Genomic DNA, 14,071 nt, shown 5'->3' with positions numbered 1-14,071 from the left:
AGGATGGTTACAGAGAGAAAAGGATGCTGTGAACTTTTTACCGGTAATTTATCTGATGTTTAGTTACTGTAGAACTTCAAATGAAGTTAACTTAGTATGACATGGATAAATTCCTCTAAGCTTATAGTAAAGCTAAGAATCACTTTATATGAAGTGCCCTTTGGAGTTTAAGCCTGAAATAATAGTAAGGTTTTACGGTAGCACCCGTTATAGTGATCAGGTATTATTTAGTACTGTAGAATGAGGGAAATCATTATTATTATGATGGTTTAATTAGAGTGGAACCGCGAAGTAAACTTCGTCTCTATATATAGAGACGAGGTTTTTTTATATTTAAAAAATATTTAAAAACTATATTGGAGGTAGTAATATGATTTATAACAATGCAATTGAATTAATAGGGAGAACACCAATACTAAAGTTAAACAATATGGTAGATGAAAATAGTGCAGAAGTATACGTTAAGTTAGAGAAATTTAATTTAGGTGGAAGTATAAAAGATAGAGCAGCGCTTGGAATGATTGAGAAAGCTGAAGAAATGGGATTATTAAAGGAAGGTTCAGTAATTGTAGAGCCTACAAGTGGTAACACAGGGATTGCACTTGCAATGATAGGAAGAATAAAAGGTTATAGAGTAATAATAGTAATGCCGGAAACTATGAGTAAGGAAAGAAGAGATTTAATAAAGGCATATGGAGCAGAGCTTGTATTAACAGATGGTTCTAAAGGAATGAAAGGTGCAATTGAGAAAGCTACATCTCTAGTTAAAGAACATGGATATTTTTTACCACAACAATTTGAAAATGTAGCTAATCCTGAAAAACATTATGAAACAACTGCAGAAGAAATATATGAAGATATAAATGATTTAGATATATTTGTTGCAGGTGTTGGTACTGGTGGAACTATAACAGGTGTAGGAAAAAATTTAAAGCAAAAGATATCTAAAATAAATATAGTTGCAGTTGAACCAAGTAACTCACAAGTTCTTTCAGGAAAAAAACCAGGTGCACATAAAATTCAAGGAATTGGAGCTGGGTTTATACCCAAAAATTATGAAGCAGAATATGTTGATAAAGTAGTAGCAGTTGATGATAAAGATGCTATAAATACAGCAGTTGAATTTGCCAAAAAAGAAGGTGTTTTAATTGGAATATCAGCAGGAGCAGCTGTTTATGCAGCCTTACAACTTGCAAAAGAAGCTGGCAAAGGCAAGAAAGTACTAGCGATAGCTCCAGATGGCGGAGAAAAATATATTTCAATGGGAATATACGAATAATAATTATATAGAAAAGTTAAATCAGAAAAAATTATGATATAAATTCCTAATGAAATCATATTAATTTCTGGAATGGTATATTATAGTTTTTTCGATTAACTTTAGGTAGTAATAAGTAGGTAGCAATAAGTTAGAGGGGTATTGGAAAATAAATAATGGCTAAGATAATACGGAGGAGATAAAATATGAAGTTATTTGAAAATTTATCTTATGATTTGAATAGGGTTATGGAAAATGATCCAGCAGCTAGAAGTAAGATAGAGGTGTTCTTGCTTTATCCAACAATAAATGCACTTATTTCATATAGAATAGCTCACTATTTATATACAAAAAAGTTATTCTTTTTAGCTAGGCTTATTTCTCAAATATCTAGATTTTTTACAGGTATAGAAATACATCCAGGAGCAAAAATAGGAAAAGGATTAGTTATTGATCATGGAATGGGTGTAGTAATTGGTGAAACTGCAGAGATTGGTGATGATGTTCTTTTATACCATGGTGTTACTTTGGGCGGAACTGGAAAAGATAAAGGTAAAAGGCATCCTACACTGGGTAATAATGTAGTAATTGGTGCAGGTGCTAAAGTACTTGGCCCTATATATATCGGAAGTAATGCCAAAATAGGAGCTAATTCAGTTGTTTTAAAAGATGTTCCTTGTGGTGCTACAGCAGTTGGAATACCAGCAAAAAATATAGTAAAGCCCAGGAGAGAAGAAACTAGTATAATCGAGATGGGTGATTATAGAGGGAATAGTAAAAAAATATATAATGATATGGTGATTTAAATATGCTAAAGGAAAAAATCATAAACTATTGTAATTCGTTAGGATTAGATACTATTGGATTTATAGAATGTAGAAAGTTTGAAGAACTTAGAGAGTTTTTTAAATTTAGAAAAGAAAATTTATTAGAAAACGAATTTGAAGAATCAGATATAGAAAAAAGGATTAATCCTAATATATATATGGAAGATGGGAAAACTATTATTTCAATAGCTTTCCCTTATCTTTGGAAAGAAAATGATATGGATAATGGATTTTCTAAATATACAAAGGGATTAGATTATCATAGAGTAGTTAAAAGTTATTTAGATAAAATATGTATATATATAAATGAATTAGGTGGAAATGCTATCTCTTTTGTAGATAGCAACATGCTGCCAGAAAGATATATCGCTTATTTATCGGGTATCGGATTTATTGGGAAAAATAATATGATTATAACTAAGAAATATGGATCATATGTATTTTTAGGAGAAATAATAACTGACTTGGATATAAAATGCACAGATAAAAGAAAGTTTTCTGAAATTAAAATGTTTAATGAGTGTGGGGAATGTGATAATTGCTATAAAGAGTGTCCTACTAAGTCAATTAATATAAATAAGAAAAATCCTAATATATGTTCTTCATATATTACACAAAAGAAGGATTTGAATGAAATTGAAATAAAACTTTTAAAAGATAAAATTTTTGGCTGTGATATATGTCAAATAAAGTGTCCTTATAATAAAGAAGTTTATTTTTCTAATATTGAAGCTTTCAAACCTTTAGATTTTATGTGTAACGAAAAAATTGATATATATGCAGGAATGAATAATAAATTTTTCAAAGAAAATATTTCAAAAACCTCATGTGGATGGAGAGGAAAAAATGTTATAAAAAGAAATGCTATAATAAGGTTACATAATAATGGAAAAGATATAAAAAAATATGAAGGGGATTCTCCATATATAAATGAATATATTTCAAAGTTAATATAAATGAATACATTGTTTAGTATTAATTTATAAAATATAATAATCTTATCAGATGAAAAGGAAATTAGGGGGGAGTAAATTTGATATCTAAAACTACGGCAAAGTTAATAAAGCTATTACCGGAAGGTTTGGTTGTTAAAATAGCAAGGAATAAAATAAATGGATATTTAAAAAAATATGCAGATATAAAAATTGATGGTTATGAAAATATAGAAAAGGCAGAAGGTGCAAAGATTTTTATTTCCAACCATTTAAGTAATTCTGATGGATTTATTATAGAAAAAGTATTAAAAGAAAAATATGATCCTACATTTGTTGCAGGAGTTAAACTTTCAAATGATCCAGTTACGAATTTGGGAACTAAGATAGTGAAGAATATTCCTATTAAACCTAATAGTGCAGACAAAGAAGCAATAATGGCTATGATAAATGTAGTGAAGGGAGGAGAAAACTTAGTTTTATTTCCAGAAGGTACTAGAAGTAGAACAGGTTCAATGATAGAAGGTAAAAAAGGTGTGCTTTTGGTAGCTAGAATGAGTAAAGCAAATATTATACCTATATCTTTATGGGGAACTGAAAAATTACTTCCAATAAATAAAGATGGAGATATGGGAAGCGAAAAGTGGAATGAAGCTGAGGTTAATGTGAATATTGGGAAACCAATACAGTTACCTAAAAAGGAAAAAGAAGAATCAAAGCATGAATATGATGAAAGATGTTTAAGATATTTAATGGAAGCAATAGCAAAAGGGCTTCCAGAAAAATATAGGGGTGTTTATAGTAATTAGGAATTAGGATTAAATTTAATTCTAGAAATATTACAATTAAGTTAAGATGTAAAACTAAAAGTTAAAGTAAAGGTGGAATTGTTATGAAACAGAGGACGAAAATAATATTAGAAGAATTAAAAAGAATGTATCCTGATGCTAAATGTGAATTGAATCATGAAAGTCCTTTCCAATTGTTGGTTGCAACTATTTTATCTGCTCAAACAACTGATAAAAAAGTTAATGAAGTAACAAAAGATTTATTTAAGGAATATCCTGATTTAGATGCATTTTTAACTTTATCTATCGATGAACTTGAGGATAGAATAAGGCAAATAGGGCTTTATAGAAGTAAGGCTAAAAATATAATGATAATGTGCAATCAACTTAAAAATAATTTTAATGGAGAAGTTCCAAAAACTATGGAAGAATTAGTAACGTTAGCTGGGGCAGGAAGAAAGACCGCTAATGTTGTATTATCAAATGCCTTTGGAGTACCGTCTATTGCAGTAGATACCCATGTGTTTAGAGTTTCAAATAGATTAGGACTTGCTGATTCAGATAATGTATTAGAGGTGGAAAAACAGCTTCAGGCAGAGTTGCCTAAAAAAGAGTGGAGTCTTACACATCATTTGCTTATATTTCATGGAAGAAGGTGTTGCATAGCTAGAAATCCTAAATGCAATGAATGTCCTTTGACTAATAGGTGTAAGTATTTTAAAGAAATAAGGGCTAAAAATAAGTAAATGAACATTACTTCGCAATATTTTTTTGTTATGATATAATGTTTAAGTGTTTGCAATAGTAAATTAATTTATATTAATGTTAAATAGGAGGTCTGACTAATGAAGGTTGGAGTAATAATGGGTGGAATTTCTTCAGAAAGAGAAATTTCTCTTAAAAGTGGTAATTCTATAGTTGAAAAAATAGATAAAAGTAAATATGAAATAATACCTATAGTTATTGATAAAAAAGAAGATATAATAGAAAAGGTTAAAGGTATAGATTTTGCATTATTAGCTCTTCATGGAAAATTTGGTGAAGATGGAACTGTTCAATCGGTACTTCAAACTTTAGATATACCATATTCAGGTTGTGGACCGATAAGTTCAGGAATGTGCATGGATAAGGATTTAACTAAGAGAGTTTTAAAAGCTAGTGATATTAGAACTGCAAGATGGATAAATGTATCTTCAGTTGAAGAGATAGATTATGAAAAGATAGAGGAAATGGGATATCCTGTTTTTGTTAAACCTACAAATGGTGGTTCAAGTGTAGCTACATTTAAAGTAAAAGCTAAAGAAGAAATTCAAGCTGCTGTTGAAGAAGGATTAAAATGGGATACAGAAGTTATGATAGAAGAATTTGTAGAAGGTGATGAAATAACTTGTCCAGTATTTGATGGAAAGATGTGGCCAGTTATAGCTATAAAACCACAAACGGATTTCTTTGATTACACTCAGAAGTATGCAGCTGATGGTGCAGATGAAATAGTTATTGAATTAGAGGAAAATCTTCATAAAGAAGTTGAAAAAATGGCACTAGATACTTACAAAGCTTTAAAGTGTCAAGTTTATGCGAGAGTAGATATGATTATAAATAAGCAAGGAATACCTTATATTTTAGAAGTAAATACATTACCAGGTATGACTCCGGCAAGTTTATTCCCTAAGAGTGCTGCAGCTATAGAAGTTAGTTACTCAGGGCTTTTAGATAAAATAATAGAAACTTCATTAAAAGTTGAGAGAACTATTTAATTAATAGATGATATATTGAATGAGGCCTATAGGGATAATACCTATAGGTTTTATTTATATTAGCTAATGATTATAGAATAAGAAATGTTGATTATTAATTTGTAACCATAATTAAATTGTTAAATATCATAATATCAAGGAGAATTTTTTATTGGAGGAAATTATGCAAAATAGAACTGATAAAAGTCTTTTTGGTATTGATATTAATGAATATACACAATCGGTAGATTTTTCAGTGCTTGCTACAACAATTGACTTTTTATACTTAAGGTCATCAGGATCAGCAACAGGTAGATTTAGAGTGGATAGAAAGTTTATAGAGTTTGCAAAACAAGCAAGAGATTTTAAAATTCCTGTAGGAGCATATCATTTTGGGGTACCAAGTGCAGATTTAACAACAGCAGATTCACAATGTGACGATTTTATAAATATATTACAACAAGGTTTTGGAAATAAGGATTATGGAGATTTATTTCCAGTTTTAGATGTAGAGACACCTACAGATAAATCTATTACAACAACTACATTAATTGATTGGATAGATAGATTTAGAAAGAGATTTGAGAAAAAAACAAGAAGAAGACTTATGCTTTATACTGGAGTATTTTTTGTTCAGCTTTATGATAATTTCTTTATACCAAATAGAGGATATCCATTGAAGAATATGATTTTATGGATTGCTTTATATACATCTATTCCAGGAAATCCACCAATACCACCTGATGTAGGAGGTTGGACAAGATGGAGAATTTGGCAATACAGTGAAGAAGCAAGTGTTGGGGGTGTTGGAAATCCTGTAGATGCAAATTGGGGTCCTGATAGTATTGACTTGTTAACTCAACCTAGAGATGTAACAGGGCTTAGTGTTACTAGAAAGGGAAATGTTATAAATGTTACTTTGAATAAGAATACTGATACAGATTTGCTAGGATATAATATATTTGCAAATAATTATTGGATTGGAACAGTTGATGCAAAAGATACTAGTTTTAGTATTCAAGTTAAAAACTTACCTTTCAATGTAACAGGTCCGGTAAAAATAAGTATTGAAGCTTTTGATTATGATGGAGAGACATCAAAGAAGAGAAGTAGTATGACTGTATAAAAGTAACAAGAGTTTTTTCTGAATTTAAGATGAAACAATAATGAAAAATAATGCAAGTTACAAATTTTTATGTTTTATCTTACATTTAGAGAGAATTCTTGTTAAAATAATGTATAGGGAAACGATGGTAAAGATATTTTATTAATTGTATTAGTATTAATAATAGAATATAATATAAAAGATACGTATATCATTAAGAAAAAACATATATGGGGAGGAGTAAAGCTTTTTATGGAAAAGGATAATAATATCAATAAAAAAAGTGTTGCTTTTTACAAAAATAAAAAGAATATACTTATAGCTTCAGGAGTTCTAGTGTTAGCTTTAGGTGTAACATTTGGTTATGTAATGAATGTAAAAGGTAAAGTTGATTCATGGGAAGATAAGATATATCCAGGGGTACAAGCTTATGGCTTAGATTTAGGTGGAAAAACTAAAGAAGAAGCTGTTAACATATTAAATAATGAGTTAGTTACTTTAATAGGTAATAAAACTATAACAGTATCTGTTGGAGATAGAAACTTTGAAATTAAATATTCTGATTTAAATCCAACTGTAAATGCAGAAGAAACTGTAGTAAATGCATTAGAATATGGAAAAGAAGAAGGAATGTTTAGTAAGAAATCTATGATTGAAGATGGGGTAGAGTATCAAGTAGAACCAGTACTATCATATAATGAAGAAAAATTAAAAGAGTTCGAAAATGATATTGAATCACAAGTAGACATAGCCGCAGTTAATGCTAGTATAACTATAAATTCAGGGCAAATATCTATTACACCAGAACAAAATGGTAAAAAGATAGATTCAGAAGAATTACATAATAAACTAATTGAGTGTATAAATCCTAATCCTACATCTAATGAAAGTGTAGCTGTAGAATTAAAAGAGTATGCTCCGAGAATAACATCAGCTGAGTTAGCTAAGATTGACGGTAGAATATCGCAATATATTGATACTTATAGAAATGATGGTAGTGGAAGAGTTACAAATATGGAATTAGCTACAGGGTTTGTAAATGGAACACTTTTAATGCCAGGAGATGAATTTAGTTATAACCAAACTATAGGTGAAACTACTGCTGATAGAGGTTATAAAGAAGCTAATACATATGTAGGTGGAAATGTTGTACCAGGATATGGTGGAGGAGTATGTCAAATATCTACTGCATTATATAGAACAGCTATGAGAGCTAATTTAAAATCATCTTTAAGATATAACCATTCAATGATGGTTGGATATTCTGAAGCAAGCTTAGATGCAACAGTAGCAGAAGGGGACATAGATTATAGATTTATTAATACATATGATTTCCCAATTTATATAGAAGGATATATGACTGGTAGTACTATAGTTTTCAATATTTATGGAAATGTTGAAGGTATGGCTGGAAAGACATATGAACTTGTAAATGAAGTGATTGATAAATATGACTATACAACAGAATATGTTGATGATCCAACATTGGCAGAAGGTCAACAAGTTACAAAGAGTGGAGGAGCAGCTGGATATAAATCTAATGGCTATCTAGTAACTTATGAAAATGGTGTTGAAGTAAATAGAGAATTAGTTTCAACTGATATATATCAACCAATGAATGCTGTTGTTTTAAGAGGTACTAAAAAAGCTACACAAGCACCGGTTCAAGAAGAAAGTAAAAATGAGCAACAAACAACAGAAGGTGAGCAACAATCACAACAAACTTCTGAAGCGCAATAATAAAGTAATAAAAAATATGTATCAAAAGTTATTTTGATACATATTTTTTTGCTTATTTTAAGAAATATAGCAATTATGGTGTTTATAGTAATATAAACAATGTAGTAGTGAAGAGTGCATATGAATTTGTGTTAAATTAGGGTAAGTAATAAAATTGTACTAAAGTAATAATTATTAAATACCATATATTAAAAGTTAATAAACTGTAAAAAACTTTGACTAATAAATATAGATATAGTATCATTTAAATTATAAAGATTATTGTAGAGTAAGGTGTAAAGCATCTTACTTTTTGTTTTGGAGGGTGAATTCCTTGAATTTAAATATAGTTTTATATCAACCAGAAATACCACAAAATACAGGGAATATAGCAAGAACTTGTGTTTTAACTGATTCAACACTTCATCTAATTAAGCCTCTAGGTTTTAGTATAGATGATAAAGCTGTTAGAAGATCAGGATTAGATTATTGGAAAGATTTAAAGTTAGAAGTACATGAATCATATGAAGATTTTATGGCTAAATACGGAGATAGAAGAATATTTTTATCAACCACTCATGGAGGAAATATATATTCTGATGAGAAATTTCAAGATGGTGATTTTATAATGTTCGGAAGAGAATCATCAGGAGTTCCAGAAGAGGTTCATAATGCACATAGTGGAATAAGAGTTCCAATGGTACAAACAAGTACTAGAAGTTTAAACTTATCAAATACAGTTGCGATAATAGCATATGAAGCATTAAAACAAATAGGATTTCCAAATATGAAATAATAATAATAAAAGGGGGTACTACTATGGAAAAAATAAAAATTATTACTGATAGTACTTTAGATTTGCCAGTTTCTCTTATTAGAGAGAAAGATATAGAAGTTTTACCACTTCTTATTAACTTTGGAGAAGAGAGTTATTTAGATGGAGTAGAAATAACTACTCATGAGATGTTAGAAAGAATGGAAAAAGAAAATGTGCTTCCAACTACAGCTCAAGTAACACCAAATAGATTTGAAGACACATTTAAAAAATACTTAAATGAAGGATACAAAATAGTTACGTTAACTTTATCATCAGAAATGAGTGGTACTTATCAATCTGCATGTATTGCTAAGAATATGTTAGAAAGCGATGATATAGTAGTTATTGACTCAAGAAATGTTACTTCAGGGCTAGGGGTACTTGCTTTAAAGGCTTGTGAATTCAGAGATAATGGAGATAGTATTTTTGAAATTGAAGAAAAAATAAAAAATATAATTCCAAAGGTAAAAAGTTCATTAGGATTTGAATCACTTGAAAACTTAGTTAGAGGTGGAAGATTATCTAAAACTGCAGGTACTATAGGTAGTGTTTTAGGTTTAAGACTTATATTAGAAGTTAAAGAAGGACAAATGGCAGTTAAAGATAAAGTTAGAGGAAGTAAAAAAGCTTTAAAGAAAATTATTTCTGACTTTGAAAGTGCAAATGTAGATTTTAACTCACCAATAGTTATAGATGAAATATTAAATGAGGAAATTTTTGAAGGTCTTAAAAAATATTTTGAAGAAAAAAATATAGAATATATTCATGGTATTGTTGGGTGTACTGTAGGGATACATTCTGGTACAAGAGCTTGTGGAATATTCTTTATTGAAAAATAATAAGAAGCTATTATATTGATATTTTTGATTATATTTTATTTAAAATAGAAGCTATAAATTTATAGCTTCTATTTTTTCGTGTGTTAAAAATTAAAAGATGAATAGATATAAAAATATAAGGACAAAATATTATAGAAAATTAAAAGTGAAAATAATAGTATTAGAAAAAATATATTATAAGAGTAATTTTGAAATTACATAAAAAGTAAAAAAAGACAACGAAAATTATAATAAAAAAATAAAAAATAGTAGAAAACATTAAAAAAGGAAAAATAATTTAAAAAAAGTTCTTTTAAAGACTTTTAAATTTTTAATATATGATTTATAATAATAGATGTGGGACATAAAAGTCATTGCTGGGACGTTTTTAGTCCAAAGGAGGATCTAGAGTGCAGGAAATATTAGATTTGCAAAGAAAGATAGTTCCTGAGCTGGTGGAAGTCCTAGAAAAACGTTATAATGTTTTGAGAACAATATATTATAACCAACCCATTGGAAGAAGAATGCTCGCAAGTGAACTTGATCTTGGCGAAAGAATAGTAAGAAATGAAATAAATCTATTAAAGGCGCAAAATTTAATAGAAATTAATACTCCAGGTATGACGGTAACAAAAGAAGGACAAGATGTCTTAGAAGGATTACATGAATTCATACATAAAATAAAGGGACTAAATGACCTTGAGGAGTATATAAAAGCATTTTTAGGGCTTAAAGATGTTATAATAGTTCCTGGAGATGTTGATGAAAATCCATCAGTTTTAAAGGAATTAGGAAACAGCAGCCGCTAATTATGCAAAAAATATAATAAAAGATAAAGATATAATCGCCATTACTGGAGGAAGCACAATAAAAGAAGTTGTTGAAGCTTTTCCAAAGGTAAGTAATCTATCTGATATTCTTGTTATTCCAGCACGAGGTGGAATGGGAAGAAAAGTAGAAAGTCAAGCTAATACTTTGGCTGCATCTTTAGCAAAGAAGGTTAATGGAACGTATAAGTTGTTACATATACCTGAAAATGTTAGTTTGGATGTATTAGAAGGATTACTTAAGGAAAAACAAATTAAAGAGGTTATTGAAAATATTCATAATGCTAACATTTTAATATATGGAATTGGTAATGCAATACATATGGCTAAAAAAAGAGGCTCATCTGAAGAATATATAAATAATCTTGAAAAATTAGGCGCTGTTGGAGAAGCATTTGGGTGTTATTTTAATAAAGACTCAAAGGTAGTTTCACAAAATAATCCTATTGGAATTAATATTAATGATGCAAAGAAAATTAATACGCATATTGCTGTTGCAGCAGGAAAGAATAAAGTAGAAGCTATAATTGCAACTGAAATGTATAATACTAATGCTGTATTAGTAACAGATGAAGCAGTAGGCAGAAAAATTGCTGAGTTAATAAAGTCTAATTTAATTAATAAGATTTAAAATTTAATTTTAAATATATAATATCTATTTTTAGGAGGGAATTGTAATGGTAAGAGTTGCAATCAATGGATTTGGACGTATAGGACGTCTTGCATTTAGACAAATGTTTGGAGCTGAAGGGTATGAAATAGTTGCTATCAACGATTTAACAAGCCCAAAAATGTTAGCTCATTTATTAAAATATGATTCAGCACAAGGAAGATACGCTTTAGGTGATACAGTTGTTGCTGGAGAAAATTCTATCACAGTTGATGGAAAAGAAGTTAGAATATATGCTGAAGCTGATGCTTCTAAATTACCATGGGGAGAAATTGGTGTTGACGTAGTTTTAGAATGTACTGGATTCTACGTATCAAAAGCTAAATCTCAAGCTCATATCGAAGCAGGTGCTAAGAAAGTTGTTATATCAGCTCCAGCTGGAAACGACCTTCCAACAGTTGTATTCAACGTAAACCAAGATATATTAACTGCTGAAGATAACATAATCTCAGCTGCATCTTGTACTACAAACTGTTTAGCTCCAATGGCTAAAGCTTTAAATGACTATGCTACAATCCAATCAGGAATAATGTCAACAATCCACGCTTACACTGGAGACCAAATGATCTTAGATGGTCCTCAAAGAAAAGGTGATTTAAGAAGAGCTAGAGCTGGGGCTGTTAACATAGTACCTAACTCAACTGGAGCTGCTAAAGCTATCGGATTAGTTATTCCAGAATTAAACGGAAAATTAATCGGTTCTGCACAAAGAGTACCAGTTCCAACAGGATCAAGCACAATCTTAGTTGCTGTTGTTAAGGGTGAAAATGTAACTGTAGAAGGAATCAACGCTGCTATGAAAGCTGCTTCAAACGAATCATTCGGTTACACTGAAGAAGAATTAGTTTCTTCAGACATCATCGGAATCAAGTACGGTTCATTATTCGATGCAACTCAAACAATGGTATCTGAAATCGGAGAAGGATTATACCAAGTTCAAGTTGTTTCATGGTATGACAACGAAAACTCATACACTAGCCAAATGGTTAGAACTATTAAATACTTCGCTGAATTAGCTTAATTTTTAATAGATAATTATATACGGATTAGATGCTTATAAAAGCACTCTTATAAGATCCTAAAAACGGGTCCGGTCTCTAAGGCATACTTATAAGACCGGGCCTATTTTAAAATTATGAAGAAAACGATAAAAAATTTATGAGGTGAAGAAAATGAGCTTTAATAAGAAGACAATTGAAGATGTTCAAGTTAATGGTAAAAGAGTTTTAGTAAGATGTGACTTTAACGTTCCATTAAAAGATGGTGTTATCACTGATGAAAATAGATTAGTAGGAGCTCTTCCAACAATTAAATACTTAGTTGAAAATGGAGCTAAGGTTATACTTTGCTCACACTTAGGAAAAGATGCTCTAAGACTTTAGCACCAGTTGCTGTAAGATTAAGCGAAATGTTAGGTAAAGAAGTAGTTTTTGCTAGAGATGAAGAAGTTGTTGGAGAAAATGCTAGAAAAGCTGTTGCTGATATGAAAGACGGAGACGTTGTATTATTAGAAAACACTAGATGCAGAAAAGAAGAAACTAAGAACGGAGAAGAATTATCTAAAGAATTAGCTTCTTTATGTGATATCTACGTTAATGATGCATTCGGAACTGCTCACAGAGCTCACTCTTCAACTGAAGGAGTTACTAAATTCGTAGATACAGCTGTATGCGGATACTTAATTCAAAAAGAATTAAAGTTCTTAGGAGAAGCTGTAAATAACCCAGTTAGACCTTTCGTAGCTATATTAGGTGGATCAAAGGTTTCTGATAAAATTGCTGTTATCAACAACTTATTAGAAAAAGTTGATACAATCATCATTGGTGGAGGAATGGCTTACACATTCTTAAAAGCTCAAGGATATGAAATCGGAACTTCTTTATGTGAAGATGACAGAATGGACTACGCTAAAGAAATGATCGCTAAAGCTGAAGCTAACGGTGTTAAATTCTTATTACCAGTAGACCACAGAATTGCTGATGGATTCAAAGATGTTGAAGCTACAGTTACTGAAGATCAAAACATTCCAGCTGGATTCATGGGATTAGATATCGGACCTAAGACAGAAGCTTTATATGCTGATGCAATTAAAGATGCTAAGACTGTTATCTGGAATGGACCAATGGGAGTATTCGAATTCGAAAACTTCAACAAGGGAACAATTGCAGTTGCTAAGGCTATGGCTGATGCAGATGCTACAACAGTTATCGGTGGAGGAGACTCAGCTGCTGCTGTTAATATCTTAGGATTCGGAGATAAGATGACTCACATCTCTACAGGTGGTGGAGCTTCATTAGAATTCTTAGAAGGTAAAACTTTACCAGGAATCGCTGCTTTAAACGATAAGTAAGCCTCTAAATCTGTGATTTAGATAGGCGAACTTACTCATACGAACGAAAGTGAGTAGGAGTTTCCTATAAAGATTCCAAATTTTTGATTTGGTTAGTTTAAGCTATGCAATGGTGTACACCTACGAGCATAAGGGAGTAGGTGCTTCATTTAAAAATTGCAAGTATAATAAAAATAGATTTAAAGGTTATGAATGAAGCCTAGACTTCATTCATAATTAATTAT

General features: G+C 30.2%; 11 protein-coding genes and 2 pseudogenes. All 13 read left to right on the top strand.

Translation table 11 applies throughout. From position 1 onward, the window contains the following. Positions 1 to 370: 370 nt before the first annotated feature. The 13 genes and pseudogenes from cysK to HMPREF0216_RS04545 all read left to right on the top strand — a co-directional run bounded on the left by cysK (position 371) and on the right by HMPREF0216_RS04545 (position 13,847). Positions 371 to 1,279 carry a cysteine synthase A gene (gene cysK, locus HMPREF0216_RS04605; protein ID WP_005211733.1) on the top strand — a complete coding sequence of 303 codons (909 nt, stop codon included), beginning with the start codon at positions 371 to 373 and terminating at the stop codon, positions 1,277 to 1,279. Between the two features lie 185 nt (positions 1,280 to 1,464). After that, positions 1,465 to 2,064 (top strand): serine O-acetyltransferase EpsC, encoded by a 600-nt coding sequence (epsC, locus tag HMPREF0216_RS04600; protein ID WP_005211730.1) that lies wholly within the window; start codon positions 1,465 to 1,467, stop codon positions 2,062 to 2,064. 2 nt (positions 2,065 to 2,066) lie between these two features. Next, positions 2,067 to 3,041 carry a tRNA epoxyqueuosine(34) reductase QueG gene (gene queG, locus HMPREF0216_RS04595; RefSeq protein WP_005211728.1) on the top strand — a complete coding sequence of 325 codons (975 nt, stop codon included), beginning with the start codon at positions 2,067 to 2,069 and terminating at the stop codon, positions 3,039 to 3,041. Positions 3,042 to 3,118: 77 nt separating this feature from the next. Beyond that, complete coding sequence (locus HMPREF0216_RS04590) at positions 3,119 to 3,826, top strand: lysophospholipid acyltransferase family protein (protein ID WP_005211726.1); 708 nt, start codon at positions 3,119 to 3,121, stop codon at positions 3,824 to 3,826. An 83-nt stretch (positions 3,827 to 3,909) separates the two neighbouring features. Then, the gene (nth, locus tag HMPREF0216_RS04585; RefSeq protein WP_005211725.1) at positions 3,910 to 4,551 is read left to right on the top strand and encodes an endonuclease III; all 642 of its coding nucleotides are present in this window, start codon (positions 3,910 to 3,912) and stop codon (positions 4,549 to 4,551) included. 99 nt (positions 4,552 to 4,650) lie between these two features. Further along, positions 4,651 to 5,562 (top strand): D-alanine--D-alanine ligase, encoded by a 912-nt coding sequence (locus tag HMPREF0216_RS04580; protein WP_005211723.1) that lies wholly within the window; start codon positions 4,651 to 4,653, stop codon positions 5,560 to 5,562. A gap of 163 nt (positions 5,563 to 5,725) precedes the next feature. Next, entirely contained in the window at positions 5,726 to 6,667 is a 942-nt protein-coding gene (locus HMPREF0216_RS04575; protein WP_005211720.1) for a glycoside hydrolase family 25 protein, read from the top strand. Between the two features lie 231 nt (positions 6,668 to 6,898). Beyond that, positions 6,899 to 8,386: a VanW family protein gene (locus HMPREF0216_RS04570; protein ID WP_005211710.1), complete on the top strand. Its 1,488-nt coding sequence runs from the start codon at positions 6,899 to 6,901 to the stop codon at positions 8,384 to 8,386. Positions 8,387 to 8,699: 313 nt separating this feature from the next. Further along, a complete protein-coding gene (locus HMPREF0216_RS04565; RefSeq protein WP_040418861.1) occupies positions 8,700 to 9,161 on the top strand; it encodes a tRNA (cytidine(34)-2'-O)-methyltransferase in 462 nt (153 codons plus the stop codon). Between the two features lie 23 nt (positions 9,162 to 9,184). Beyond that, a complete protein-coding gene (locus tag HMPREF0216_RS04560) occupies positions 9,185 to 10,021 on the top strand; it encodes a DegV family protein (protein WP_005211703.1) in 837 nt (278 codons plus the stop codon). Positions 10,022 to 10,410: 389 nt separating this feature from the next. Beyond that, positions 10,411 to 11,458, top strand: a pseudogene (locus HMPREF0216_RS04555) (sugar-binding transcriptional regulator). A 46-nt stretch (positions 11,459 to 11,504) separates the two neighbouring features. Continuing rightward, a complete protein-coding gene (gap, locus tag HMPREF0216_RS04550; RefSeq protein ID WP_005211699.1) occupies positions 11,505 to 12,518 on the top strand; it encodes a type I glyceraldehyde-3-phosphate dehydrogenase in 1,014 nt (337 codons plus the stop codon). A 151-nt stretch (positions 12,519 to 12,669) separates the two neighbouring features. After that, positions 12,670 to 13,847 (top strand): annotated as a pseudogene (locus tag HMPREF0216_RS04545) (phosphoglycerate kinase). The last annotated feature ends 224 nt before the right edge of the window (positions 13,848 to 14,071 follow it).

This window comes from Clostridium celatum DSM 1785 (assembly GCF_000320405.1).
Lineage (GTDB): Bacteria > Bacillota > Clostridia > Clostridiales > Clostridiaceae > Clostridium > Clostridium celatum.
This window is presented reverse-complemented; position numbering and strand designations above follow the sequence as displayed.